At 61.4% G+C, this 26,170-nt stretch carries 24 protein-coding genes and 5 pseudogenes; 10 read left to right on the top strand and 19 right to left on the bottom strand.

Annotation, left to right across the window (positions count from 1 at the left end):
- Window positions 1-102 precede the first annotated feature (102 nt).
- From SPHV1_RS21115 to SPHV1_RS21090, 6 genes are all read right to left on the bottom strand, one after another.
- Window positions 103-984, bottom strand: coding sequence for a replication initiator protein A (locus tag SPHV1_RS21115; RefSeq protein ID WP_054947966.1), 882 nt, complete (start codon window positions 982-984; stop codon window positions 103-105).
- Window positions 985-989: 5 nt separating this feature from the next.
- A complete protein-coding gene (locus SPHV1_RS21110) occupies window positions 990-1,247 on the bottom strand; it encodes an AlpA family transcriptional regulator (RefSeq protein ID WP_054947965.1) in 258 nt (85 codons plus the stop codon).
- Between the two features lie 91 nt (window positions 1,248-1,338).
- Window positions 1,339-1,812, bottom strand: a complete 474-nt coding sequence (locus SPHV1_RS21105) for a DUF2285 domain-containing protein (RefSeq protein WP_054947964.1) — start codon at window positions 1,810-1,812, stop codon at window positions 1,339-1,341.
- A 130-nt stretch (window positions 1,813-1,942) separates the two neighbouring features.
- Complete coding sequence (locus SPHV1_RS21100; protein ID WP_054947963.1) at window positions 1,943-2,152, bottom strand: transcriptional regulator domain-containing protein; 210 nt, start codon at window positions 2,150-2,152, stop codon at window positions 1,943-1,945.
- Between the two features lie 192 nt (window positions 2,153-2,344).
- Complete coding sequence (locus SPHV1_RS21095; protein ID WP_054947962.1) at window positions 2,345-2,671, bottom strand: DUF736 domain-containing protein; 327 nt, start codon at window positions 2,669-2,671, stop codon at window positions 2,345-2,347.
- 577 nt (window positions 2,672-3,248) lie between these two features.
- Window positions 3,249-3,692, bottom strand: coding sequence for a hypothetical protein (locus SPHV1_RS21090; RefSeq protein WP_054947986.1), 444 nt, complete (start codon window positions 3,690-3,692; stop codon window positions 3,249-3,251).
- Between SPHV1_RS21090 and SPHV1_RS25155 the strand changes: the two genes are divergently transcribed.
- The 6 genes from SPHV1_RS25155 to SPHV1_RS21065 all read left to right on the top strand — a co-directional run bounded on the left by SPHV1_RS25155 (window position 3,685) and on the right by SPHV1_RS21065 (window position 10,583).
- Window positions 3,685-3,894 (top strand): hypothetical protein, encoded by a 210-nt coding sequence (locus SPHV1_RS25155; RefSeq protein ID WP_156367416.1) that lies wholly within the window; start codon window positions 3,685-3,687, stop codon window positions 3,892-3,894. The genes SPHV1_RS21090 and SPHV1_RS25155 overlap by 8 nt on opposite strands.
- A 752-nt stretch (window positions 3,895-4,646) precedes the next feature.
- Window positions 4,647-5,210, top strand: a complete 564-nt coding sequence (locus SPHV1_RS21085; RefSeq protein WP_156367415.1) for a hypothetical protein — start codon at window positions 4,647-4,649, stop codon at window positions 5,208-5,210.
- A 189-nt stretch (window positions 5,211-5,399) separates the two neighbouring features.
- On the top strand, window positions 5,400-5,624 hold the full coding sequence (locus SPHV1_RS21080; protein WP_054947960.1) for a hypothetical protein: 225 nt from the start codon (window positions 5,400-5,402) through the stop codon (window positions 5,622-5,624).
- Window positions 5,625-5,864: 240 nt separating this feature from the next.
- Entirely contained in the window at window positions 5,865-7,583 is a 1,719-nt protein-coding gene (locus tag SPHV1_RS21075; RefSeq protein WP_054947959.1) for an SIR2 family protein, read from the top strand.
- The gene (locus SPHV1_RS21070; RefSeq protein WP_054947958.1) at window positions 7,580-8,167 is read left to right on the top strand and encodes a hypothetical protein; all 588 of its coding nucleotides are present in this window, start codon (window positions 7,580-7,582) and stop codon (window positions 8,165-8,167) included. Before SPHV1_RS21075 ends, SPHV1_RS21070 begins: the two co-directional genes overlap by 4 nt.
- The gene (locus SPHV1_RS21065) at window positions 8,151-10,583 is read left to right on the top strand and encodes an AAA family ATPase (RefSeq protein WP_054947957.1); all 2,433 of its coding nucleotides are present in this window, start codon (window positions 8,151-8,153) and stop codon (window positions 10,581-10,583) included. The genes SPHV1_RS21070 and SPHV1_RS21065 overlap by 17 nt, the downstream gene beginning before the upstream one ends.
- A gap of 462 nt (window positions 10,584-11,045) precedes the next feature.
- Here SPHV1_RS21065 and SPHV1_RS21060 read toward each other — a convergent pair.
- Window positions 11,046-12,050 (bottom strand): annotated as a pseudogene (locus SPHV1_RS21060) (IS91 family transposase); the annotation flags it as partial.
- Window positions 12,051-12,218: 168 nt separating this feature from the next.
- On the opposite strand from SPHV1_RS21060, the gene SPHV1_RS21055 reads away from it, so the two are divergent.
- The 3 genes from SPHV1_RS21055 to SPHV1_RS21045 are packed head-to-tail and all read left to right on the top strand — an operon-like array spanning window position 12,219 to window position 15,342.
- Window positions 12,219-13,451, top strand: coding sequence for a tyrosine-type recombinase/integrase (locus SPHV1_RS21055; RefSeq protein ID WP_231634796.1), 1,233 nt, complete (start codon window positions 12,219-12,221; stop codon window positions 13,449-13,451).
- A complete protein-coding gene (locus tag SPHV1_RS21050) occupies window positions 13,451-14,356 on the top strand; it encodes a tyrosine-type recombinase/integrase (protein ID WP_054947985.1) in 906 nt (301 codons plus the stop codon). Before SPHV1_RS21055 ends, SPHV1_RS21050 begins: the two co-directional genes overlap by 1 nt.
- Window positions 14,353-15,342 carry a tyrosine-type recombinase/integrase gene (locus SPHV1_RS21045; RefSeq protein ID WP_054947955.1) on the top strand — a complete coding sequence of 330 codons (990 nt, stop codon included), beginning with the start codon at window positions 14,353-14,355 and terminating at the stop codon, window positions 15,340-15,342. Before SPHV1_RS21050 ends, SPHV1_RS21045 begins: the two co-directional genes overlap by 4 nt.
- An 81-nt stretch (window positions 15,343-15,423) precedes the next feature.
- Here SPHV1_RS21045 and SPHV1_RS24640 read toward each other — a convergent pair.
- From SPHV1_RS24640 to SPHV1_RS21030, 4 genes and pseudogenes are all read right to left on the bottom strand, one after another.
- A pseudogene (locus tag SPHV1_RS24640) lies at window positions 15,424-15,618 on the bottom strand (transposase zinc-binding domain-containing protein); the annotation flags it as partial.
- Between the two features lie 4 nt (window positions 15,619-15,622).
- Complete coding sequence (locus SPHV1_RS21040; RefSeq protein ID WP_054947954.1) at window positions 15,623-16,531, bottom strand: site-specific integrase; 909 nt, start codon at window positions 16,529-16,531, stop codon at window positions 15,623-15,625.
- Window positions 16,532-16,824: 293 nt separating this feature from the next.
- A pseudogene (locus tag SPHV1_RS26015) lies at window positions 16,825-16,974 on the bottom strand (type II toxin-antitoxin system RelE/ParE family toxin); the annotation flags it as partial.
- 155 nt (window positions 16,975-17,129) lie between these two features.
- Window positions 17,130-17,375 carry a type II toxin-antitoxin system ParD family antitoxin gene (locus SPHV1_RS21030; protein WP_013831443.1) on the bottom strand — a complete coding sequence of 82 codons (246 nt, stop codon included), beginning with the start codon at window positions 17,373-17,375 and terminating at the stop codon, window positions 17,130-17,132.
- A gap of 172 nt (window positions 17,376-17,547) precedes the next feature.
- Here SPHV1_RS21030 and SPHV1_RS24630 point away from each other — a divergent pair.
- Window positions 17,548-17,859, top strand: a pseudogene (locus SPHV1_RS24630) (integrase); the annotation flags it as partial.
- Between the two features lie 17 nt (window positions 17,860-17,876).
- Here SPHV1_RS24630 and SPHV1_RS21025 read toward each other — a convergent pair.
- The 8 genes and pseudogenes from SPHV1_RS21025 to SPHV1_RS20990 all read right to left on the bottom strand — a co-directional run bounded on the left by SPHV1_RS21025 (window position 17,877) and on the right by SPHV1_RS20990 (window position 26,046).
- Entirely contained in the window at window positions 17,877-18,440 is a 564-nt protein-coding gene (locus SPHV1_RS21025; RefSeq protein ID WP_255352310.1) for a PIN domain-containing protein, read from the bottom strand.
- A gap of 20 nt (window positions 18,441-18,460) precedes the next feature.
- Window positions 18,461-18,919, bottom strand: a complete 459-nt coding sequence (locus SPHV1_RS21020) for a helix-turn-helix domain-containing protein (protein WP_054947951.1) — start codon at window positions 18,917-18,919, stop codon at window positions 18,461-18,463.
- Between the two features lie 418 nt (window positions 18,920-19,337).
- On the bottom strand, window positions 19,338-20,273 hold the full coding sequence (locus SPHV1_RS21015) for a DUF2493 domain-containing protein (RefSeq protein WP_082431093.1): 936 nt from the start codon (window positions 20,271-20,273) through the stop codon (window positions 19,338-19,340).
- A gap of 305 nt (window positions 20,274-20,578) precedes the next feature.
- Window positions 20,579-21,630, bottom strand: a pseudogene (locus SPHV1_RS21010) (toprim domain-containing protein).
- Window positions 21,631-21,729: 99 nt separating this feature from the next.
- Window positions 21,730-23,829, bottom strand: coding sequence for a ParB/RepB/Spo0J family partition protein (locus SPHV1_RS21005; protein ID WP_054947950.1), 2,100 nt, complete (start codon window positions 23,827-23,829; stop codon window positions 21,730-21,732).
- Between the two features lie 177 nt (window positions 23,830-24,006).
- On the bottom strand, window positions 24,007-25,203 hold the full coding sequence (locus tag SPHV1_RS21000) for a hypothetical protein (RefSeq protein WP_054947949.1): 1,197 nt from the start codon (window positions 25,201-25,203) through the stop codon (window positions 24,007-24,009).
- Window positions 25,204-25,483: 280 nt separating this feature from the next.
- Window positions 25,484-25,795, bottom strand: coding sequence for a type II toxin-antitoxin system RelE/ParE family toxin (locus SPHV1_RS20995; protein WP_054947948.1), 312 nt, complete (start codon window positions 25,793-25,795; stop codon window positions 25,484-25,486).
- On the bottom strand, window positions 25,792-26,046 hold the full coding sequence (locus SPHV1_RS20990; RefSeq protein ID WP_054947947.1) for an antitoxin: 255 nt from the start codon (window positions 26,044-26,046) through the stop codon (window positions 25,792-25,794). Before SPHV1_RS20990 ends, SPHV1_RS20995 begins: the two co-directional genes overlap by 4 nt.
- Between the last annotated feature and the right edge of the window lie 124 nt (window positions 26,047-26,170).

The following is a 26,170-nucleotide window of genomic DNA, read 5'->3' as shown; positions in this document are numbered from 1 at the left end:
AATTCTGCGGCTCTTCGCACCCCTGCGGTTCCTGATAGGACGAGTCTCGGGTTCCCGATAGGACGAGTCCGACGGTTCCTGATAGGACGAGTCCCATGGCGCTTATCCACAGGCCGGGAGATTGAGGCGCCGCACGGCAGCTTCGAAGGAATCGACCGGTGCGGGAACAAAGCTCAGACGCTCACGCCGGAACGCCTTGTCGATCGACAGGACGTAGCCGGGAAGCGATTGACGTTCGACGATGGCTCGCAGTTCGAACGCGAACCGCTTCATCGGCGACAGGCTGCCGGATTTCAGGTAGAGGTGCTCGAAGTCGAAGCTCCACCCGTGGGATTGGCGACCGCCATGCTTGCGCACGACGCGATAAAGCCAGCGCTCCAGCCCTCCCGTCAGGCCAAAATAGGCCCGGTCGATCGACAGGACGAGCCCCCTCTCTAGCACGCCTGCATAGAACCAATCGGGCAGGATCATTTGCAGACCGAGCGGCTTGCCGTTCAGATCGAGCTGCTCCTGCCATTCGTTGATCCAGGAGAATCGGTGACGCCGTCGCTGATGCTGCTGGCGGATCGACGTCGCCACCGTAGTCGACTGCAGGCGATCGAACGCCGCCTTCAATCGGTCATAATTGTCGCGACCGGTTCCGCGGCCGATATACGTCAAAATGGCATGCGGTGTTGCCGCCATGATGCGCGAAGTCGGTCGCCCGGCATTGCGCGCCTCGATCAATTGGCTCGCCGCCCAGATCAGAATGTCGGCGTCCCAGATCGTCGCCATGCCGTGTTCGGGCACGGCTTCGACGGAAATCCAGGTCCCGCCCATCCGGAAGTCGATCGGTGTTACCCGCCTGGACTTGGCCAGACTGAAGAACGGCCAGGTCATGAGATCCTGCGCATCACGCGGTGCGATTGTCGAAGGCCCCGGTCGGAACAGCGCGAGTTGCTTGCCTATGCCAGCAAGCGAACGCGGGTTGGTTGAAGCGCCCACGCGTGTCACCTTTCAGCCGTCCGGCGCCTGGCAGGGTGAACGGTACCGACACCCGGGTCCGAGGTGGAGCGACGCGTGCCAAGGGCGGCCCAGGCTTCGATATCCTCGAGCGCGTAGACCACCCGGCCGCCAAGCCGGCGGTAGACGGGACCAGTACCGTAGCAACGGTGCTTTTCGAGAGTGCGAGGCGACAGCCCGAGCAGCTTCGCAGCATCGGGTGTCCGAAGGAAACGCAGGCCGGAGTTGGCGGCAGTTTGGGTCATGAAAGTACTCCCGGGCGTGGCCGACCCGTTGCAGGGCGGTGTGGAACGGACTGGCGCACATTCGCGAAGTTTGTTCGGCTCGGGGGAGCGGCTATTTGGGGCCGAAGGTTTTTGTCGCACCGGCGAGCTTGCCCTTCAGCAAGGAGCGATAGCGCCCGTTCATGAAGGATAGCGCTTCCTCGATGAGACGCTGGGTGCGGCGGCGTTCAGACGATGCCTTCCATTCGGCGCCGCGACCAATTGCCAGGCGTGGGTAGACCAATTGGCGTGCAATATCATGGGTGCTGGGCCGTGATTGCCTTTCCCCATGCAGCATGTCGAGGATGCCAAGAAGCAGTGTCAGGCGCCGCGCCTGAAAGTGCGTGGGGCGAAATTGACCGGGACATCGATCCGGTGGGACGCCCGACAAGCGCTGCTCCAATCGCTGTGTCGCACGGCTGCGCAGTTCTATTCCGTCATCACGTGGAACGACATAGGCTAGCGGCTTGCCGGGGTCCGTTTCGCGCAGCCACAGACTGTGGGATCCTCCCTCATCGCCAAGAACAAGGTGCCGGCCATCCGACAACAAACGGTCATTGAGAACATGCGGCCAATGATCGGGGGCGAGTGGAGGAGCGTTCCCGGCCCCCGCAGGTGCAGCGTCCAGTATAACGGTCGAGGGGAGAAGGTCCGGACGCCACAGGGCCGGCTCGCGATCAGCGCAAACCAGCGGTGCACAGGGAAAAGCTCAGGCCCCAAGGGTGGGCCATCTCCTCCATTGCAACATGTGCGCCTGGAGCAGTCCGGACCCGCATGACCTTCTGATAATCGCATACGTAGGCGGGATTGCGGCGAAGAAATTCCTGTGCGAAGCCGGCGAAGTCGAGATCACGAAGACCAGTCCCCTGCCCGCTGCCTTGCGCCATGCTCGCTCCCGCGTGATCGAGCCTGCAGCTTCGCCTTCTGGCGTGCCCTGGTGTATTCCAAGATTCCGGCAGGACATTCCCATCTTTGGGCAAATTTCAGTCCGGTTGTGGGTTCGCCCTTTCCATCAAGACTGTCTTTGCAAACATTGAAATGCCCCGCCCGGATCATCCGGGCGGGGCTTTCACCCGGCCTCAATCGCTGTTGCGACGGCTCGGGCGGGACCAGATCAGGCTGTAGCTCTCACCGTCCTCATCGTCGAACAGGTTGGCGAAGATCGGAGCCGTGAAGCTGGGATCGTCGAGCTTGAGGCCCAGGTATTCGCGACCTTCGTTCGAACGCTTGGTCCAGGCGGCACCGATTTCCGCGCGACCGACGAAGACCCGGTGGCTGGGGGCGTTGTCGCCGTTGGGCTTACCCTCCGGAACGATGCGCACGCCCTTGGCCTGGACGCTGAGGGTGATGATTTCGCCGGTGAACTCGTTGGTGCCGGTCGTCTTGAAGGTGCCGATGGTAGCCATGTCATTACTCCTGGATGTTTGTGCTTCGAGCCCGCACCATTGCGGCCTCGATGGCATGTGACGGGCCGGAGGCGATCGACGGCGCACCCGTCAGGGCCTGACAGCAAAGGCGCAACTTTCTTGCCTCGCGAGGAATGGGCGCAAGCCCAGGGGATGAAAGTTGCAACGCCGCTGTTGCGCCTCAGGCGATCGAGGCGTCAGCCGGTCTTCGGCCAGATCAGCCATTGACGAGGCCGCTTGTGAGCGGTTCGGTGCTTCAGCCAATCCAGGGAGAACGTGGCCTTACGCATCCGATCATTAGACATCGCCACCTTGGGTACCCGTACAGCCTACATGACACCGGCCGACGGGGTGCCCCTTCATTCCGGCCCGACATCCCTACGGTGATCTGCGGCCCTCCATTGTGGAATTCAGATCTGCGCCTGAAATTGCCGTCAGGGGTTCGACCGAGATCCTTGATCGCGTGCTCCGGCCCTTCAATGCTGGAATTGTGCAGATGTCCCCGATTTTCATGACCGGACGACCACGCTGGCGCGCTAGATCTGACTATAATCGTACCGGCCCTGATCTTCGATAACTACGAGTCCGGATGTCCGCCCGATCCGGCGATCTGGCCTGCGACCATATCCGTGAAGCCGACGAAGGCTGTGGCGCAGACCGCGGCCCCACCAATCAGCGAAATGGCGGTCTGCCAGAACGGCGGTGCCACGAAGTGCTCCACGATGCCATAGGTCGCGCAATATCCTGCAATCGCTGCAGGCATGACGAAAGCGGTCAAGACAATTAGCCGAAGATAGGCCGAAGATAGAACGAGCAGAAGAAACTGCATGACGAACAGAGTTAAGCCTGCGCTCATGAGGCCAATCAAGATGGCACTCAGGGTGCCGATACCAGAATTATGTGCCAGCATTCCGGCGCTCACGCCAAGGGATACCGGCAAAGCATAAACGGCTAGGCTGAACATCAGCCAGCACAGGATGCTGATGACTGCAATCGATGCAAAGATGGCAAGGATGATCATGATGGTGCGCTCCGTAAGGACATTTCCAACGGTCGCGCCATCCACCACCACCTCGGCGCACATGGGTAGCATAAGCGAAAGCATTGATTTGGTGGAGGAAAAAATCGAGCCTACCGTCGCTCCCGAGAGTCTGGACGCCTCGTCAGAAGTCGAAGGGATCGATTTCGGCAACGATGTCAGCGTCACCCTCAAACTCATTTGATGGAACCACGGCATGTGTGCCGTCTCCGGCGCGAAAGATGACGATCACAGTCATGAGGGAGCGTGAAAGACTGAATGCGAAGGCCTGGGCTTGATCGAGGGACATTGCTGCGGCTCCTGCTCTGAGGCGAAGGAACGTTCCTCCGCGCGACAGGCGCCCGATGCGTCCGGGCGGTGGCCGCAATCACCGCGGAGGCGCAGCCTCAAGGCCGCACGCCTCGCGTAGCGGACCCTTAACGGGTTGATGGCGTCAGGCCATCGGCAGGACCAAGGATCAGCGCATTGGAAGCGGGGGCGTTGCTCTGCCTTTGAAGGCGGTTCGCCACCGACGAGCCCGGATTTCAGATCTTCAGACCAGGCCTTCAAGGGAACCCGTTAACGACGGCAAGTGGGACCTTCGCGACGGTCGGCTTCGGAGCAACAATTTTAGGATAGCTGACGTTCCCGGCTTCCGGCACTGGTGTCGGCTCGCGCCGACATTGCGGACATTCGACCGCCCGAAACGGCTTCCTAAAACATGCCCTTCGTTCATTGAACTGGCGTGCGGTAACGAGCTACCGAACTTGAGACATTTCTTCCGTTGACCACGTGCTCGACAAATGTCTGCTATTTCCAGAAGCAGTCGGGCGTGCGCTTGAGTTGCCGATTATCCAGCACCCATCGTACCAACCAATTTTAGGCAGCCTACTGGCTAGCCAAGCTGAATTCCGGTGCTGTAAGTATGATTGTTCCAATCCGAACACGGACATGTTTATGATCCAGGAAGACCATTCCCCCTCGGTGGAATTGGTGGCGAGCTTGCGTAACGAAGCTGCGACTGCCAGACGGCAATGGGCGACTTGGCTCGGCGTGGGTTCCGCCGGTGGTGCCGTCGCACTTCTTTCTTTTGCTGCCAACTTACCCAACCCTGATCACGCTCTGCGCTTACTTGCACCTGCAATTGCGGCATTCGTAGCGGCAATAATTCTCGCGGCCCCCTCGATCCTGGCACTGGCATTTGAGCTTCAGAATGCGGCGGGTCATTATGCCGCGGCTCACAATCGGGAGTCTTTGAACGAGGCTATTAAGCGTATGCCCCTAGTAATTGCATCTCCGCGATCGCTTGCAGACGAAGCAAATCGTGAAAGGGACCACTATTTGGCCCTTGCAAATAATGAGGATTCTGAAGCCGAAGAATACTGGGTTTGGCGCAGGCGCTTGAAATGGCTGCGGGTGGGGCTAATGAGCCTGTCGGCAGGTTGCTTCGTTTTCGGTGCGATATACCCAATCTACCTCATCGAGATGAACGTTTCTTTTGCGGCTGATCACATTAATTAGAAGCGCAAGGCTTCGGCAAGAGGACTGAGGTTTTCGCCCCGAAGTCGGACATTTGAGGCGGTGAGCACGGTCCCTGAATCCTGCCGTTCGTTCAAGACCGCGCAACGCGCTGGAGGCGGCGGTCTATTGCTGACTTGCGCCGAGCCGAATGCGGCGCCAGATTGCTTCACTCGGATAGGGGTGATCGATATGTGGTGGATTCTGGGAATCGCGGCGGCGATTGCGTTCTTCCTGATGGGACGCGAAGGGCGCACGACGGCAATCGGCGGCGGCTTCACCATCGGCGTGGTCGTCGGCGTCGTCCTGGCTCTGATCTACGGCGACTGGTGGCTGGTCGGCAAGTCGGTGACCGTCGGCATCCTGATCGGGCTGGCTGCCGAGGCCCTGCCGAAGCTCCACCCGAGAAAGCCTTGAAAAAAGTGGAGTGGGCGTCAGATCTCGCCAACACAGCGACATTCGACTGCAATCTCTCGCAGCCCAATGGCCGCCGTTCATTCATGAGTGGAATGAGATAAACCTCCCACAATAAAACGCTTGCCGCGCAAATGGCTTGCAATCTTGCAGTGGCCTGAGAAAACATGACCGAGAGGGGGCGCACGAATGACCGCAATCAATACGGCCCTGCCACTTCTCAATGTACTGGGATTGTAGACCGTGGCAAACGCTGCGCTGGATATTTCGATCGCAGAAACTTTGGCACTGCTCGACAGCGACTTTGCCGAGTTCGCTGCAGGCGTCGCCAACGATCAGTATGCCGTGTGGCTGGGCGCGGGCATTTCCCTCGCTAAACTTCCCGGTCTCGAAGGGGTCGTGCAGATTGTCCTCGAGCATTTGCAAGCTAGGGTCGAGCATACCAATCCGAACTGCATATTCCGTCGCAGCCTGGACCGCATTCTTGGCCTCATCAATCTGACCGCCGATGAATGGAAAGAAGCCGACTATGCGAAACCCATGGCGGACTGGCGCGACCGCGAGCGCATCTGCAAGAATCTGACAAGTGCCTATGCGCGGATGCTCGATCAGCATCCGCAAGGCATGGATCCAGATTACTTGGTCTGGACAGCGATCGACGTTGTGGGCCGCTATGGCGATCCCGCGATCACCCCAGGGCCAGAACACCTGGGCTTGGCCGCCCTTATCACTGAGGGGACCGCGTCCGATACGGCGAGCGCGAATTGGGATCCCCTGATCGAACGGGCGACCGAGCATCTCGCCGGTGCCACGCCGGGTTTCCTGCAAGTTCGCATTCTCCCCGACGACGTGAAAGACAACAGCGCGAGAGCGCGTCTTTACAAGTTTCATGGTTGCGCCGTGCTCGCAGGCACGGGCGGCCCCGTCTACCGCGAAAAGATCGTCGGGCGAGCGTCACAAATCCATGGCTGGGATAAGAAGGGCGAGAATAAGGTCATTGCCGGCAAGTTGCTCGACCTTGCTATCTCCAAGTCAACCCTGATGCTCGGTCTGTCGACGCAAGACACCAATATCCAGACCATTTTTGTCGCCGCGCAAGAGAACCTACCGACTTCCTTTCCGACCCATCCGCCAGCTGTTGTCCTGTCGGAGAACGCGGTCGGTCCGGATCAGGTCAGCCTTCTGCAAAACTTTTACAAAACCGACTATGCCGCCAAGACCGAGGCCATCGAGGCCTCAGCGCTACTTCGGTCATACGGGCAATCGCTGCTGCCGGCATTGTGGCTGCACGTAGTCTGCGCCAAGCTCGAAGCATTCGTGACGATCGCAGCGCCCGTCCTTCCCGGCCCCGACATCGAGAAGCTTCGCGCGGCGCTTCGCGATTTGCGCGACAGCGCCGCATTTGCCGCCGCCGCCAACCGTCAGGAGGACTATATGCTGGACGCGCTCCCGGTCGCCGGTCGCACGATCAGCCTATTCCGCGACGGTAAACCGTTGGAACCGGCGGCTGGCGTCTACACACCGCTGTCGATCAACTGCGTGGCCAAGTCGCTGGCCGATCCGAACCTGCCCAGCTCGGGCCTCCCTCAGCTGGCGCTCGCCGTGGCGCTCTTGGGCCACGGGCAGGCGACTGGCGCGTGGTCCTGTTCGATCAGCGATCCGGCCAATCCGAAGTCGGGTGCCGTCCGAGTGGTCGGCAAGGTCCAAGCAGCCGAGGTGTTCTTCGCGGCGAATACCCAAGCTGCAAATCGTATTGTCACCGATGGCCGGGCGGCCGAAAACGACAATGCGATCATCGTCCATAGCCACGAGATTCCACCGGCAGCACCCCGCAATCCAAAGGCGGCGCCCGGCCGTATCTTGCCTCGCGGCCGTCGGGAGATCAGCCTGGCATCCTTGGGCGACGGTGCGACTGACCTCAACGCATTGTTCATGCGCTTCAAGTCGGAGATCCGCTTGTGACCGCAACGACGCCGATTGAGCGGGTCGCCGAGGTGTTGGAACTCGCGCAGTTCAGGCGCATGCCGACACCACTGGAGATTGGTGGCCTCGAGATCGGCGCCTTGGCGGCCTTTGTCGGCAAGCCGCCTTCGCCCGACTTGGTCGTCATCGGCGATACACTGCAGCAAACGCCCGGCGCTCTGCAGCAGACGATCGAAGGCGTGGGGCGCGCGCTCGACATGATGGGCTCACGCCGGCCGCTGACTCTGGTCGTGGTAGGCCCCCGCCCGGACTCAACGGCGCTGACCGCGCTAGCCCGGCATGCACGGGTGCTGGCCGTCGGCGAGTTGGCGGATGAGAGTGCGCTGGCTAATTGGCTCGCAGTATTGCTGCCCTTGACGCCGCCCAAGACCAATGCCGGCCGCGCCGAAGCGGCGATCGCGACGCTGCTCGCCGAGCCGGCCGACCCATTGGTTCAGGAATTTGTAGCGCTAGCAGCCCAGGGCAAGGACAGCGTGGCGACCCACTTGGCCGAGGCGATCGACGAGCTCTTCTTGCCCACCGAACCTACTGACGAAGGGGGAACCGATGCCACCTCGTCTTAAACGGCTATTAGTCGAGGACTTCCGCAGTATTCGCGGGCAGATCGATGTCTCACTCGATGCACCTGTCGTGCTCGTCCATGGTCCGAACGGCACCGGCAAAACCAGCCTGCTGTCGGCGATTGAGCTAGCACTGACGGGCGCAGTGCCCTCGCTGGCCCGGTTGGATCAGCATTATTTGGCCCACCTTCCGCACAAGCGTGCGAGCAAGAAACAGGCGTCCATTGCTCTATTGGCAGACGGCTTTGGCGAAGAAGGCAAAGGCGCATTCATCGCCGACGGCAAGGCAATCATCGGGGAGGCTCTACTGGATGATGAAGGGACGCGCTTTTACACCGAACGTTGCTATCTGGCTCAGGCGACCTTGGGGCGGCTGCTGGAGATCTACGAGCATCAGGACAATCGCAGGTCCGATTCCCCACTAACCCGTTTCGTCAAAGAGCTGCTCGGGCTTGACGCGCTCGATGCCTTGATCGAGGGCCTCCATGCTGCGGGAGACGTTCGGCGCCTTCGCGAAGTCTCGCCGTTGTTCTGGTCGGCGAGAAGCGACGCGCCAGAACTTGAAGCAAAATTGCGGGAAGCGCAGTTCCACGAAGTCGATATTCGCGAAAAGCTCACCGCGGCGGATACCAAGGTGCGGGAGTTGGCCGCGCCTTTAGCCTCGGACGGCGCGCTCATCGACATCGACACCTTGCAGACGTCAATGGCCACGCTAGCCGCTCACAGTGAGAAGCGGCTCACCGAGCTGGCCCGGCTTCGCCGCGATATCTCTGGTGCCAGTGGCCAAGTTCAGGAAGCTTCGTTGGCGGATGCTGGCGGCGCGCGCGCGCGCGCCGAAGCCGCGAATGTCGCGGCTCGCGAGGCGCTGACCGCTTGGCAGTCCGGCCAAGGCAAGGAACTCGAAACCCTTGTCACCGCGGTGCAAGCGAGCTTCCCCGATGTGCCGCCGATGGCGGCAGACCCCGCGGCCTCGCACGCGGCCGCCCTGGCTGCGGTGAGGGCTGCAGGCGTCCGCTCCGAGAAGATCAGCAAGGCTGACAGCGCAGATGCGGAATTGCTTGCTGATGTCCAAGTCGAAATTCGCCAAGGCGAGGGCCGGGTAGAACAAATCGATCGTGAGCTTGCCAGCGCCCAAGGTGCCAACCGGGAGCTCGCCGAAGCGCTGACGGCGATATCGAGCCATATCGAGAACGAGCGCTGCCCGGTTTGCGCGCGCGACTATTCGGAGTATTCGCCCACGCCGTTGGCCGAGCACATTTCGCAGGAGGTTGCTCGCTTGGTGACGGCGGCGGGCCGCGTCGAAGCGTTGGTCCGCGACCGTGGCACGACGGCTACGGCGGTAGCCACAGCCCAGCGGCGCGAGGCCGACCTGCTGGCGCGGCGCCTGCCGGCAGAGCGCCGTGACGCCATAAAATTGGAGATCGCCAATCTCACGGAATGGGTGAATAGCTTGGAAGCGCTTTCCGAGGCGGCCCAGGCCGGCACCCAGATCACCAGAGCCGCGATGCACAGCGCGCAGGTACTCGCGTCAATGAACAGCACCCAGTCGGCGGTCGCGGGTTTGCGTGCGGAGCTGACGAAACATACCGAAAGGCTCGCACTGCCGCCGCCGGCGGAGGACATCCCGCTGCAAGCCATCGTCGATGATCTCATCGCTGAGATCGCCCGGCAGGAAGCGGCGGAGACTGCCCACAAGGAGAAGTGCGACGAGGCGATCCAAACCCTCTCCATTCTCTCGGATCTCAGGACGCAGCTTAAGGAGGCCGAAGACAACTGCTCTCGCCTCTTCAAGCAGCATCAAGTTTCCACGCGTCTGTTGGCAGAGGTGGACCGCCGGATTGGTGTCGCCCGAGATCTCATCGCCAAGGCGCAAGGCGTGCGCAGCGCCGAGGTGCGGCGTGTGTTCAACGACGAGCTCAATGCCGTCTGGCGCGAACTGTTCATTCGGCTTGCGCCCGATGAAGACTTCGTCCCAGCATTTGCATGGCCCGAAGTCACCGGACAGCCAGTCGAAGCAGTGCTGGAAACGCGTTATCGCGCGGGCGGAAAGGGCGGCAATCCGAGGGCGATGCTGAGTGCCGGCAACCTCAACACGGCAGCGCTGACGCTGTTCCTAGCGCTGCACCTGTCAGTGCCGGCCACGTTGCCCTGGTTGATCATCGATGATCCGGTGCAGAGCATGGACGATGTCCATATTGCTCAATTTGCTGCCCTGCTGCGCACGCTGAAGCAGCACGGTCGGCAGGTGATAATCGCAGTGCACGATCGGCCGCTGTTCGACTACCTCGCGCTCGAACTAAGCCCGGCGTACAACGGTGATCGGCTGGTCACAATCGAGCTTGGGCGTGACGCGGACGGCATGACGACAGCGCCATGGAGCCTGATCGCATTCGAGCCTGACAAGGCGATCGCGGCCTAGCCCTGACAATGCCTCCAGCCTTATCATTAACACGGCGACTCACCCCGTCCGTGCGCAACTAGCGAACTTCCACGGTGTCCCTAGCCCCTCTTCTGCGAACGCATGCTTCTGCTGGCTGGATGTATGTCCGCTCATGGAGTTCATTGGCTAAAGTCCGGAAGGTCGAAGGGTTTCGGGCGCCGACAGGCGTACTAAAACCCGGACAGGTACGACCCGCGGTGGGTCTGGGCGTGAGCTATGGGGATTTTGGCTTCGGGCGGGTCTGTGCTGTCGGCCGGGCGCTACGTAGCAGCGGCGCGGGCTGCGTGAGCCGCGCGCATTTTCCGTGATGAGTCCGTGTTCCGGAGTGGCGTTTCGGCGCTCCATCGCAGCATTTTCGATTGGGGCCGACGACGGAGGCGAGTGTTCGCGCTTCCAGCGAGGCGGTGATCGCTGGATGGGACAGTTGCAGGCCATGCCGGATCATGGCGCGAGTTCCCGGATTGGCGGCGTCATTGTCGGCGGTGCCCGTGGCTGGCGCCAGCGTTCGAAGGTCTCGATGATCACCATGTGGCCGCCGCAGCATGGGCACGGCGGGCGATGGTCGACAGGCTCGTCGATGTTGTCATTGGCCGGTTCGGGAGCGACCTGGAGCAGTTCGCGGGCGCGTGCCAGGCTGGATTTGCGGGTAGAGCCGGCGAGCAGGCCATAGTGGCGGATGCGGTGGAAGCCGCGCGGCAGGACATGGATCAGGAAGCGGCGGATAAACTCGTCGGTCCCAAGGGTCATGACCCGTTGGCGCTCCGGGCCGTCGCGCTTGTAGTCCTTGTAGCGGAAGGTGACGCCCCTTTCGTCGAACGCGATCAGCCGCCGGTTCGAGATCGCAATGCGATGCGTGTAGCGCGAGAGGTAGGCGAGTACGGCCTGCGGTCCCGCGAACGGCGGCTTGGCATAGACCACCCAGCGCTTCTTCCGGACCGGCGACAGGTGGCGCAGGAACGTCCTGCGGTCAGCGAGCGGGGCCGCCGTGCCGAAGAACGCAAGGCGTCCGGCCTGGTGCAACTGGATCAACCGGGTCAGGAACAGGCGGCGGAACAATGCCCCCAGCACCCGGACCGGCAGCAGGAAGGCGGGACGCGACGATATCCAACTGGCACCATCGGGAGCAATGCCGCCTCCCGGCACGATCATGTGAACGTGCGGATGATGGGTCATCGCCGAGCCCCAGGTGTGGAGCACGGCGGTGATCCCGATCCGCGCGCCGAGATGCTTCGGATCCGCCGCGATAGTCAGCATCGTTTCCGACGCTGCCTTGAACAGCAGGTCGTAGACCACCGCCTTGTTCTGCCAGGCGATGTCAGCGATCTCGGCGGGCAGCGTGAACACGACGTGGAAGTAGCCGACCGGGAGCAGGTCGGCCTCGCGCGCAGCCAGCCAGTCGCGCGCCGCAGCGCCCTGGCATTTGGGGCAATGTCGGTTGCGGCACGTAATGTGGAACGCCCATTACATGCCTTATGGGCAGATCCAGTAATGGGGAGCTGGCGACTGCACCGCCAGTATTTTCCCGTGGATCGTCGATTTTCACTCTTCATAACATGGTGCCGGTGGTGCCCCGTCTGCTCGGCCACTGACGGCCGATTACGAGCGGGGACAAACATGTTGGAGATCTACTTTTCTTCGTTGAAGACGCTGGAGCATCTGCGCAGCGGGCCGTGCGGACCATTTCTAGATAGCTTTGCCGGTTCGCTCGAACGGCGGGGCTATGGACCCGATACGGCGGTGCGCTATCTGCGAGCGGCAGCTCACGTTGGCCACGTCATGGCCGAGCGCGATGCCAGCGTAAGCGATATCGATTTAGCAGCGTTCGAACTGCATTTGAGGACGTGCCGATGCCCGCGCGCCAAGGGAGGACGTCGCAACCATCACACTATCTACGGTGCGAGGCTTTTTCGTCGGCACCTCGAGAAAATAGGTGTGTGCAAGCCCGCAGTCGCCGCGATGCGCCCTGCTGAACCGCAGTTGGTCGCCGACTTTAAAGCATGGCTCAGCAAGCATCGCGGTGTATCTGATGCGACCATCGGGCTATATGTGCGCAACGCGATCAGTTTCATGGCGGCACTTGGAGCGGGGCCGACACATTGGTGTCCCGCCGATATTCGCTGCTATTTCATGACGCGCGTGAGCACATGCGGGCGCGGCACCATCGAGAAGATGACTACGAGCCTGCGGGCGTTCTTGCGCTACCTCGCCACGCAAGGGCACTGCCGCGCCGGCCTCGACAATGCCGTTCCGGCCTATGCCCATTGGCAGCTTGCCGAGATGCCGCGATATCTATCGAGCGAACAGGTCAGTCGCTTGATTGCCGCCTGCGATGGAGACGCCGGCGCGCGCAGGCGAGATCGCGCCATTGTTCTGCTGTTGGCTCGCCTCGGACTGAGGGCCGGCGACGTGGCACAGCTCCGCCTCATCGATATCGAGTGGCAGGCGGGTTCGCTGCGGGTCACGGGTAAGTCGAGCCATGAAGTTCGCTTGCCGCTGCCCCAGGACGTCGGGGATGCGGTCGCAGCCTATCTCGAATGCCGACCGTCTTTCTGCCGAAGTGATCGCGTGTTCCTGAGCACGATCGCGCCCAGTCGCCCGTTCTTGAACGGTGACGCCGTTTCTTCGGTGGTCAGGCGCGTCATGAAGCGGGCTGGCCTCATGACACCGTTCAAGGGCGCGCACGTCCTACGCCACACCGCGGCAACAGAGATGCTGCGCCACGGGGTACCGCTCGACAAGATCGGCCTGGTCCTCCGACATAGTGGGATCGACACGACGGCCCACTACGCCAAAGCCGATGTCGCTCTTTTGAAACAGGTGGCGCAGCCATGGCCGGAGGTGCTCTGATGTTGAAGACCATAGAGACCTATCTCGCACTGCGGCGTACCACGGGCTTTGCGATGTCGAATGCCGAGTATCTGCTCAAAAGCTTCGCCGACTTCGCGGCTGAGCGCGGACAGGCGTATGTTCAAACGCAAACAGCCATCGATTGGGCCGCACTGGGACCGTCAATTGCACAGCGCGACGCTCGGCTGAAAGCTGTCTGCCGCTTCGCGCGCCATATCCGCATCGAAGACTTGCGGCATGAATTGCCCCCGGGCAATCACTTCGGTGCCCGCAAAAGGCGCCGACCACCGCACATTTACTCGGGCACGGAGATCGCTCGCCTGATCGAAACCGCTGGCCAGCTTCGACCTCAAGGGAGCCTGCGCCCGCTGACTTACGCGACCCTAATAGCCCTACTCGCAGCCACAGGATTGCGTATCTCAGAAGCCCTTAAGCTCACGTTCGCCGACATATCGGGCGACGGTTTGCTGATCCGCGAGACCAAGTTCCGGAAGACCCGTCTTGTGCCTCTGCACGATACGGCGGCGGCAGGCTTGCAACGCTACCTGCAGCGCCGCGGCCCCGGCTCGGGAGATGATTCTGTGTTCGCCGATGCACATGGCCAGCCACTGCGCTACATCGCAGTCAAAGAGACCTTTGACAGGCTGGTTGGCAAAGCTGGCATCCGGCCATCGTCGGCGCGCCGCCCGCGGCTGCATGATCTGCGGCACACATTCGCGGTGCGGGCATTACAAGACAGTCCGACGGGTCGAAATCGGTGCGGTGCGCATATGGTCGCGCTCGCAACGTACATGGGGCACGTCAACATCTACGCCACCTATTGGTATCTGGAGGCAACCGCCGACCTCGTGCGCGACATCGCCATGGCCAGCGATGCGTTCATGTCTGAGGGGAAGCGAGCATGACACCCATCGCTCCCCTCATCGAAGCGTTCCTGCGCGAAACACTCGTCCATCATCGTGGCGCTAGCCGACACACCTGCGATTCTTACGCTCAGAGTTTCCAGCTCCTGTTCGAGTTCGCGGCTGAAAGGCTCAAGAACAGACCATCCAGGTTGATGCTGGAGCAGATCGATGCCGGTTTGGTCAGCGCCTTCCTCGAGCATCTTGAGGACCATCGTCATAACGCCGCCGTGACGCGAAACGTTCGCTTGGCGGCCATCAAGTCGTTCTTCCGCTTCCTCGAATACCGACAGCCGGCGGCCCTCGATCAGGTCCGTCGCGTGCTTGCGATCCCGTTCAAGAAGACCGAAACGCGTCTCGTTCCCTATCTACTACGCGAGGAACTGCAGGCGCTTCTCGACGCTCCAGACCCGGCAACGCGCGACGGCATCCGCGACCGAGCAATGTTGCATGTCGCCGTGTGTGCAGGGTTGCGCGTCTCGGAACTTACTGGCCTGACAATCGACAATATCGACATGGCGTCGATGAGCATACGCGTCGTCGGCAAGGGACGGCGGGAACGAGCGCTGCCGCTGTGGAAGCCGGCAGCCACCGCACTCCGCTCATGGCTCGCCATTCGTGGAAAGGTTGCGACGCCCGAAGTGTTCGTCAGTGCACGCGGTGAAGCGTTGAGCCGATGGGGCTTCGCCTATCTACTCAAGCAGCACACCGCAGCCGCGGCACGGCAACAGCCAGGGCTCGCCAAAAAGCGTGTCTCGCCACATGTCCTCAGGCACACCTGCGCGATGATCATCCTGCAGGCGACCCAAGACATCCGGAAAGTATCGCTGTGGCTGGGCCATGCTACGATGACGACCACCGAAGTCTATACGCGCGGAGATCCAACCGAAAAGCTCGAAGCCATAGAAGCGGTCGTGCCGCCGCATCTGCGTCGTGGGACATTCCAACCAACCGACAAGCTGATGGCGCTGCTGAAGAGCACAACGTAATGGTGAGCGGGGCTGGCAGCGAAATGGGTCGACGAAGCCACCAAGTCGCTCCAGCTCCCCATTACTGGATCTGCCCATAAGGCATGAGTTGTAGGCGATCCGCCAGTGCCCGCAGTCTTCGCAGGCCTCGACGTGGCCGCCCAGCGCTGCAGTCCGACAGTTCTCGATCGCCGTCATCACCTTGAGCTGGACGAGGTTCAGATGCCCGGCATGGGTAGCCCGATAGCCTGGTCCGGCAGCACGGAAGATGTCGGCGACCTCAATCGAGGTGCGCACCGGCTCAACCGGGCGGCAACCCTTGCGGCCCTGGGAACATGCCCAGGCGGTCAAGCGGGCTGACCACGGCCTTCACCGTTTTGGTTGCCACCCGGGTGTACAGCGTCGTGGTCTGCAACTGGGAATGTCCCAGCAGCACCTGGATGATCCGGACATCGACGCCGTCTTCGAGCAAGTGGGTTGCGAAGCTATGGCGCAATGTATGCGGCCCGACCCGCTTGGTGATGCCGGCGGCATGGGCTGCTTCTGCAGCTATGCGGTGGACTTGCCGGGTGCTGATCGGCTTGAGGTAATGCATGCCCGGGAACAGCCAGCCATCGGGATGCATCACGCCCTCCTTGCGCCCGATCTTCCACCATTCCCGCAGGAGGACGAGCAGGTCCTGGGCGAGCATGGCATTGCGATCCCCGCCGCCTTTGCCGCACTCGACCCGGAGCAACATGCGTTCGCTGTCGATATCCCGGACCTTGAGGCGGGACACTTCTCCTGCGCGCAGGCCGGCTCCATAGGCAACGGACAGGATCGCCTGGTGCTTGATACTGGTCGTGGCATTCAGCATCCGGCCCACTTCGTCCCGGCTGAGCACGGTCGGCAATCCGCGAGGATGCTTCACCCGGTGGAGCTTGCGGGTCAGGTCAGGACGATCCAGCGTTCGGATGTAGAAGAACCGCAGCGCTGACACGGCGGTGTTCATGGCCGGGGCACCGAACCCCATCTCCGACTGCTCTATCTGGTAACGGCGCAGATCTTCATCTGTCGCCGTGTCGGGCGGCCGCCCAAGCCAGATCGCGAACCGCTCGACATCGCGCAAGTAGTTGCGCTGCGTCGTCCGGCAAAGACGATGCAGCTTCATATCCTCGATCATCCGCTCGCGAAGCGTGGTGGCGGGCGCTGGCATAGTGATATTGGTCATGTTCGACTCCTCGGTTGAAGGAGCCGAAAGCGTCTGCCTCTCAGTCGCGAGGCTCAACCAAGGCGCGTTGTAAGCAGGACTTTCACAACATCAGGTCCAGCGCTATTCCCGCGACAGCGGGTTCGTACATGTCCGACGTAACCGACGTTGCGGCGCGGCCAAGCAAGGATCTGAATATGTCCGATGTTTGGATTCTGGAAACGTCCCGTGAGCGGCAAAAAAGGGTCGGCAGGAGAAACGCTAATGTGGTGAGAATCTCTGCGGATTGGCCGCCAGCGCGGACCTTTTCACGGCTAACCGTCGTAATTCGATGATGTCCAATCTTCCCGACCCTGCCGGACGCGTAGAATGATGACCTCGCCCTCATCTCCTACATCATAAATCACCAGGTGGGCCTTGTAGGGATGCACGCGAACTGGCGGCGAGATTTCCTCTCGCAAGCGCGCGGCATGGGGCTAGTCTGCGAGAAACGCGAAAATCGCACTCAGCCCTTCGTGATAAGCGTCAGCCTGCGGCAAGCCAAACTGCTCGATGCCTTCCAGAAAAATGGCTGTCAGATCGTCGGCTGCAGCGCGTGTTAAGTGAAAACGTGGCACAGTCAGGCTTGCAGGCCTGCCTGGCTGATCGCTCGCGCCCGGATATCCGCCATCGTCTCATCGCTCAGACCGCCAGCTCGGGCGTCGTCGACAAGGCGCTGCATGGCGGCAATCTTGTCGGCGCGTTCCTGGTCACGGCGGATAAGATCGCGCACATAGTCGCTGGCATTGCTATACCGACCAGTATCAGCTTGCGCTTCCACCCATTGCTTCATCGGATCGGGCAGTGAGATGTTCATCGTAGCCATGGCAACCTCCATGCCCTGAAATAGCAAAAATTGGCAAAGCTTGTCAATTTCTGCTCAGCCATGACCTACCCCCACGAATAGGGACAATTATGCAGCCGACGCCTCGCAGCACCTCCCCCTGCGGCTGCCAGACGTTCTTCCGTTGGCCAATTCTGGCTATCGGAGAATGAACATGGAAATGCCTGAAACCCAACCTACATCCGCCAAGCGTCAGGTCTGGAACGCAGGTCGCGCTGTCGGCGCGAAGCGGGCGCTGAAGCCGAAGCAAATTTGGGAGATCCGCTTTTACCTCAATCAGCGTCGTCGCCTTCGAGACCGGGCTCTGTTCGACCTGGCGATCGACAGCAAATTGCGTGGTTGTGATCTCGTGCAAATGAAAATCGGCGACATCGTCAGCGGCGGGCAGATCCGAACACGCGCCATCGTGATGCAGTGGAAGCTGCCGTTTAAAGCCCGGTTGGCGAACGACGCATTTTGGTTGGAGATGTTGGAAGCGAGCCTTCAGATTGAGCTGAGGTGGGAAGCGAGAACCGAAGCTGTTTCGAGCAGGCCGTTAGCTTCCATGGCCCGTAAAAATTCTTCAGGGGACATTTGAGGTCGCTTAAGGCGCTCGCGCATTTCACGGATTGCAGCAATCGCCCTCCCCTCATCAAGGGCAATCGTGTCAGCAATGAAGTCATCGGCAGTTCGTGCCTCAATGTTGAGTTTGCCAAGGATGACAGCCGGGAAATCCTTTAGATTCTCGGTAACGAGGTCTTGGGCTTGCGTTTTGACGGCAGCGGCGATGACGTGTTCGTCATCAGGATCGGGTAAGCCAAACTGCGCGCTAACAATCAGCTCAAAATCTTCGACCATTGCTTCTGGGAAGGCCGTCTGCATGGCCCTTATCGCTCGCGCCCCTCGTGCCTCAGGATCATCGAGATCGCGCTCGCGGGCCATCTTGATCAGAGCTGCTTTAGTCTCGTTAAGAATGGGCACTGACCAGCGAATGCGGAAAAATACGGCTTCGGCAAGCGACAGCAGCAAATTGCGCCGCCAGACACTGACGAGCGTACAGGCATCAATTAGGGCAGTGTAGCGCTGGGTCAGACCAAGTCGGCATCGCCGCTGATGAGTTCGTCGAGGGCGCGCGAACGTTCATCATCGCGTTGCGCCTTGTAGCGGAACACGTCATCGGCCCGGATACGACGATGTCGCCCTACCAGAGTGTGGGGCATTGCCTCCTGCTCAAGCAGCTTGATCAGATAGGGACGTGACACATTGAGTAGGTCTGCAGCTTGCTGGGTCGTCAGCATTTCCTGGATCGGCACGAGTGTTACTGCACTGCCGCTGCCGATATAACGTAGCAATTCAAGAAACAGGTCAGACATGGCGGGAGTGAGAGTAATTTCGACCGGCTTCTTCGATTCCGGCTCCCGGACACGCAAGGTTGCTTCGCCCGACTTTTGGGCAACAAGCACGCGACGTAGCTGGTTAGCGATCTGGCGGTCATCAGCCGACGGCATATGGCCGCCGAACGGCTCTGAATGCGCAGGCAATGTCATGGGAACTCTCCGTGGTAGAGCAATTCAATAACTCATATTCGAAATAAACGCAACGAAAATTGGTTCCCCTGGGGAGGGGCAACCTTCCCATCGCCCTATCAGCCGGTCTGTTTGCAGCGAGAATCGCCAGATGGCCTTCAGTTCCAAGGTAGCATAATTAAGATAGGTAACTGGCGTGGAACCCTGGGCCCCCTAACGCTTGGAGTGAATCGATGGAACGGAGCGGTTCGAGCCCGGAGCAGCAGCGCAACGCGGCAATCTATGTTGCCGTAACGGATGGGGCGACCTTCGGGCAGCTTGCTCAGAAGTATGCCATCAGCAAGGTGCGCGTGCAGAAAGCCTACGCTCGAGAGCGAGAAAACGTATCTGAGCGGCCGAAAGGGGTGGCTCCCTTCCATGGGACCGGCAGCTTGAAACATCACCCTTTCCCGCACCGCCAAACCGGGATGCCGAGCTTCTTCGCCTTGTCTGCAAGGTTGTCCTGAATGCCTGTGCCCGGAAAGGCAAGAACGCCCACGGGCACGACTTCGAGCATCTGATCATTGCGCCTGAAGGGTGCTGCGCGTCCGTGCCTGGCCCAGTCCGGTGCAAACCCGATCTGCGGAACGCTGCGGTGATCGGCCCAGCGCGAAGCAATCTTTTCTGCGCCTTTCGGGGACTTGCCATGCATCAGAACCATGTCGGGATGCTTGGCGTGAACCTGGTCGAGCTTGGCCCAGATCAACTTGTGGTCGTTGAACTCCAAGCCACCGGTAAAGGCAATCTTTGGACCTTCGGGCAACAGCACGTGGTTCTGCGCGCGCTTGCGAGCCGCGATAAAGTCGCGGCTGTCGATCATCGCCGAGGTGAGATTGCGGTGATTGACACGGGAACCGCTGCGAGGAAGCCATGCCTTTCCTGCGCGGCGCTCGTAATGCTCGCCCGCCTGATCGCGCATGAGTTCGAAGGCATCCTGCCGTTCCACCAGCGTGCGGCCCTGTGCAATCAGCCGCTCCAGTTCGACGGATCGCACTTCGCTACCGTCCTGTTCACGCTGCGAACGGCGCTGCGCCTGTTCGTTATCGTCTAGTTCGCGGTTGGCGCGTTCGGCGGCGCGATGGAAGACGTTCGCGGTGGACCAGAGCAGATCGTCAAGATCGGGTTCCATGCGCGTGTCGTCAAGGGTAGCGATCAAGGCATCGAAGATGTCGGCGATCGCACCGGCCAGCATGTTGCCGTCGGGAAGCGGTCTGGGGTCCGGTTCGTCCTCGAAGGGGCGATAGCCGTACAATTGCAGTTCGGTCAGTACGTGATCGGTTGGGCAGGATGTACTGGTATGCTCAAGCTCGTTCGATTGCCTCACGGGATGCTCCATCGCCTCATGCCGCGCCCCTCGCGGCCTTCGTGGCGACAAAAGCCGTCGGGACGAGCGGGCTGGCACCCGGCGCGGCAGCGACGGGCCGAAGCGACAAGCGAAGGACCGAAGGCGGCGACTATTTTGGTTCGCGATGGCAAAGCGCTCCGATACGGAGCGCGCCGGAAAATAGTCGCCGCAAAGGTTGCCCGGCCGGGCGGCTTGACGGCCGATCGCCCTCTCGAAGGCCAGGGCGCGGCTTTGCTGAGAGGGAGACTATCCTGCGAGACGATGGCCGATAAAGGCTATCACGATCGTCCTTGTCCCTACGCAGAGGGTGCCAGGAAGAGTGCTGCATCTTGAGTCGCCATAGGAACACGCAGACGCTCGCGGACCGCGTCGATGCCGAGATGCCGCAAGTCGTCGTTGAAGTCGTCCAATGCGGGCTGCAGCGCGATAACCTCAATGCCGGCCTGTCCCCCCTGTCCTTGAGTGCCGCGAGTACGCCCTCGCCTGCCGGATCGACGTCTTGTGCGACATAGAGCCTGCGCAAGGATGCTGGAAATGCGATCGCGGCAAGGTGGGCGGCGGAGAGTGCGGCCAGCATGGGCATGGTCGGCAGAGCGCAGCGAAGCGACAGGACGGTCTCAATGCCCTCGCCAGCAGCCATGACCGGCCCTGCTTTGCCAAAGCGCACAGCGTTTCCAAGCAAATCGCCGAGCGCCCGGCGCGAGGTTGCAACAGGCGCCTTGCCGAGTGTTTCCTCGTTGAAACCGTCAGGATCGAGCCAGGTGCGATGAATGCCGGTAATCTTGCCGTTCTGGTCGGTGACCGCCGCAAGCATGGCAGGCCAGTGCTCCGTCGGGCAATCTTCATAAGTCCGGTAGTAACAGTGAGGATGGAAACGCAGGGCCTCGGCTGGGATTGGCGAAGCGATGCCCCGGCCCTGCAAGTAGGATTGAGCAAGCGTGCCCTCGATCGGTGCGCCCATGGCAAATAGGCGGCGGGCCGCATTTCGTTTTCCGGATGATGCATTGGATCTGGCTTGCCGGAGGGGCGAGGCTTGGGGCTCTGCAGGTGGCAAGCGAAGAAAGCGGCGTGCCTCATCCGTCACGTCCCCGAAATCGACCAATCCGCATGTCTCGCGGATCACGTCGAGCAGATCGCCGTGCTCGCCCGTCGCCGCATCGGTCCACTTTCCGGCGACACCCTTGGCCGTGTCGCTGAGGCGCACGTACATCGAGCGCCCAGCGGTATTGCGTACATCACCCACCTGCCAGTAGTTGCCCTGCCGTGTGCCGTGGTAGAGGTAATGCCGGCACACCAGTTCTGCCCGGTCGGCAAGGGCGCGCGCCAGGTCGTGTGCTGTCTCGATCATGATGGTCCTCCATGCAAAAGGCCCGCCGTCGTCACGCTGGCGAAGCAGCGCTTCGCGGGTGATGCCGATTGGGCGGGCCAGTCGCGTTGTTGCCGGTGCCTATTCGGCTGCGATTATCTCCGCGTCGGCATCATTGTCTGCGACCAGGGCAGATTCGCCGATATCCGTTTCGCCGCCGGACGCTTGCGTTTCTTCGCCTGCGGCCTCGCCGTCGGTGGAATCGGCCGGCAAGAGCGCGATCGACGCGCCGCCCGGAGTGCGAAGTGGCTCGGGTAGCCAGCCCGTATCGGCCAACAGTTCTTCGGCCTGCGAGGCCATGTCGCCTTTCTTGAGGTGCGCAATGCGATCGGCGGCATCGTGCCCCCTGCCTTCGGCGACTGCCTGCAGGATTCGCGCCTTTGTGACCCGACCAAGGAACTGGTCGACGGTGGGCCGCCATCCGGCACGCACCATGTCGAGAGCCGCGGTCGCGGCCAGTTGGTCGGCATGTGCGAGTGCGCGCGGTCTGCGGTTCCAGGCTTCGTGCACGGCATTGACCGACATGCTGACGACATGCGCGAAGAGTGCCCGGCGCCGGGCCTCGTCCCAATCGCCAAGTGCCTCCCACAGTTCCGCGGATTCCTTGGGGAGCAATGCGGCCCAATCGTCATGGCGGGTGCGGATTGCCTGCGCGCAGGCACTGTCATTGAGCCCCGGCGCCTGCGCCCCGAAACTCACGCTCTTGAGATCGAGGTCCAGGCAACTGTCCGTGCGGTAATGGTAGAAGACCTGGAGAGTCAGGGCGTGGAGCGCGGCGAGGAAGGCAATGTCGGGCTCATCGCCAAGAGCCTGACGCAGGGCCAGTGTACGATGCGCCGACAATTCAGTCATGAGCCGATCGGAGATCGGGGAAAGGCCCTCGTCCTCCACCGCCTCGGACTGCGGCGATCCGGCTTCCCCCGTCAGACACGCCTCACCGGCATCGCCCATGGCAGCGGCAATCGCATCGCTGGGTTCCGGTTCACCGAGGCATTCGAGCGGCTGTTCGTCCTCGGGACGCACATAGCCCCGCTCGATACGCAGCACGCCGCCCGGTGCAATGCTGACGAAGGCCCCTGCCCGCGCCATGTCGTCGGGTTCGAAACGCAAGGGCCGGGCTTCGAACGCTTCAAGGGCCGTCTCGAGTTCACCGAAGCGTGCGTCGATATCATCGGGCAACTCGTCGGCGCTCGCATATTCCTCCGACAGTCGGTCATATTCAGCCTGCGATGCCTCGCGGGAAGTTTCCTCTTCTGCGGTCAGAGGCGAAGATTCACCGAACAATTGGCGCAGACCAAAGGTATGGCCGTAGGGAAAGTCGGGGGCCGTCTCGACCCACTTCCAGCCTTCCGCAGCAACGGCGGCAGCCTCCTCGTTCAGACGCTCGGTCACAAGCATGTCGACGAGCGCGACGTCCTGCAGCCACCCGCCATCGTCACCCTGAAACAGGTCGCGCATGATCGTGCCGCCGGCTTCAAGATAGGGATCGAGGCCGATGAACTGCACGCGCTTATCCGATGCACGAACCGATTCCTCGGTCAGCAGGCGCCGGATGGTATGGGGGTGTTTGTCGTAGGCCCGATTTAACTGTTCATAGGCCTGTTCCTGGCGCTCGTGATCACTCGACACCGTAAAGGCCATGAGTTGATCAAGGCTCAGACCGTCCTCGGCATAGACCTCGAGCAAGCGCGGCGACACCGACGCGAGCTTCAACCGCTGCCGGACGACACTGACCGAAACGAAGAAAGCCGCGGCGATTTCCTCTTCGAACTGGCCCTTCTCGCGTAGGGCCAGAAACGCGCGGAACTGGTCGAGAGGATGCAAGGGTGCGCGCTGCACGTTTTCAGCAAGCGAGTCTTCCTCGGCAAGTCCCTCTGCGCGTACGATGCAGGGCACCGGCGCAGTGCGGGTAAGGCGCTTCTGCTTCACCAGCAGTTCGAGCGCGCGGTAACGGCGCCCGCCTGCCGGAATCTCGAACATGCCGGTCTCGGCACCGGCCTCGTCAGTGACAGGGCGTACGCTCAGGCCCTGGAGCAGGCCGCGACGCACGATGTCCTCGGCCAGTTCCTCGATCGAGACACCGGCCTTGATACGCCGGACATTCGATTGGCTCAGCATCAGCTTGTTGAAGGGAATGTCGCTCGACGTCGACAGGGTGATCTTCTTTGCAGCAGTAGCCATGGAAATGTACTCCGCGACAGGCAGCCGGGAGCCTCTCTCCCAGCTTTCCAACCCGTCACGAACGAGGGCACCGCCCTCTGACTCTGAGAGGACGGCGCCAGGCAGCGACAGCTGCGAGCGAGGAACGGACACCGCCGGAGGCATCAGGATCGACGCCTCCGGTTGCCCCCCCCGAAGTCAGGAAGCGCGATCGAAGAGCTTCTTGGCCCGGCCCTCGAGGTCGAGCCTTGCATCCTGGTTGGTCTTGCGACGTGCGAGGGCGGTGATGCCCTGGACGAAGTCGAACACGCTCGTGGGCGGATGCCCTTCCTCGGCAAGAACCGTGTCCACGATCCTGGTGGTGTCGGCGCGCGAGAAGCCCCGCTTACGCAGGAATTCGACGCGGTCCTCATCGCTGCGCGCAACGATCCGTTCGCGAGCCGCCTTGATGCCGTTGACGAAGGGCATGGGCGATGAATCGGCAAAGCGCGTCAAGGCCGGCGCCGCCTCATGGGCGAAACGCGACGCGGCATACTTGGAATGGCGGATCGAGATTTCCTGAAAGTCCTCGACGCCCCACAAATTGCGGTTCTGGCACACAGCCCGCAGATAGAAGCTCGCGATGCCGAGCGTCCTGGCACCCACTTCGGAATTCCAGCAATAGAAGCCGCGGAAGAACAGGTCCGGGGATCCGTCGGGCAGCTTGCCCGCCTCGATCGGGTTCAAATCGTCGACGAGGAACAGGAAGATGTCGCGATCGGAGGCGTAAAGCGTGGTCGTATTGCGGGTCACATCGACATGGGGATTGTAGATGCCGGTCGACCAGTCGAGCACGCCGGGTACCTTCCAGCGCGTATCGCCGGTTCCGTTGCCGGCAATGCGCTGCACGGCGGATACCAGTTCGTGGTCGAAAATGCGCCCGTAGTCGGGCCCGGTCACGGCCCGCAGTTCGACACGGCCATCCTCGGCCTCGAGCGTTTTCACCTGCTCTGCACGATGCGACGTCAGGCCATACTGGAGGTTGATACCGGCCAGCGGCGCGGGCAGCTGGCGCAGATAGGCGGCCGGTGCGCCAACCAGGCTGGCGAGCTGACCGAAACTCCAGTGCGTGGGCGCAACCGGCCGGTCTGAGCCCGGCAGCATCAGCGATAGGCGCTCTGCATCATCGCGGCTCGCCTCCACACGGATCGCGGCACTCTCCAGCGTCCGGGTCCGGCTGCGCTCGGCACGGCCGCGAACGGCACCGAACAGATCGGACAGTGAGAGATAGCGCTCGTCATCGGGCCGGGAAAGCCATTCCGAAGAGACGCGCGAGATGCTGTCACCGCGCGTGACATCGACCTTATAGCCGACGCTGCGACCGGGCTCGCCGTCCAGAACTTCCACCTGTGTCATGGGAAATCTCCATGACGGGCGCCGGGAGCCTCTCTCCCAGCTCAAAACCCGTCACGGCCAATCCCCTTCCCTCCTCTAACTCTCTCACTCGGAACGGACGCAACGCACCTCGCTAGAGAAGCGTGACACCTCATACTGATCGAATGAGGACAGCAGTTGGCGCCGTGGCGACAAATTATCGATATCGGGGACCCGCATCTTCGATTGACTGACCCCTATGCAACAAGAGCCTTGCGACACAGGGATTACGAAGGACGCCTGCATATTCGTGAGGCTCGGCCTACGACAGTCTGCTCTCCAAACGCATCACCAGATCCATACGCTCGTGAAGGATTGCGACGATGAGCGCCGGTTCGGCCTCGCGTGACAGACAAAAGATAAAGTGATGTTCGCAGTGAACCATCCGAAGTCCCGGGTGAAGTTCACTCATCTCCTTGAACGCTCCGTGCCCACTCGCAAGGCGAACCATACCTTGTTCGAGCTTGAAAACGTAGGAACGGACCTGCTCGTTTCCCCATTGCTTGCGGGTATATCGGATGATCGAACGCAAGTCGTCTTCGGCTGCCGCCGTTAAAACATAGGGAGCAGTCAATCCCGGCTATCCCCGCCGAGTTCTTCATCCAGTATCGTGCCAACGCTCTTGGCTGAAATGCCGCCCGCCAGACCTTGGGCAACGCGCTCATTCAGAAGTGCTTTCAGTTCCAGCCATGCCTCATCGGTACCCGCATTGGTCGGAAAAAGCCGTTCGATCGCATATTGCCTGATCGTCTTGCCTTGCAAGGCTGCCAAGGCCTTCAAGCTCTGGTGCTGTTGTTCAGAAATGTCGATTGTAAGCCGACTCATGGGAACCTCGCCAATTTCTACAAACCCACATTAGCACAAATGTGGGTTTGTAGTCATGCCCGCCTGCCGAAAGCAAAGTCGCAGCGCGTCATGCACTGAATGGCGTGGACTATCCTCTCATCGC

This window comes from Novosphingobium sp. KN65.2, assembly GCF_001368935.1.
Taxonomy (GTDB): Bacteria; Pseudomonadota; Alphaproteobacteria; order Sphingomonadales; family Sphingomonadaceae; genus Novosphingobium; species Novosphingobium mathurense.
The sequence above is the reverse complement of the archived record's forward strand: the minus strand, read 5'-3'. Positions and strand labels throughout refer to the sequence as shown.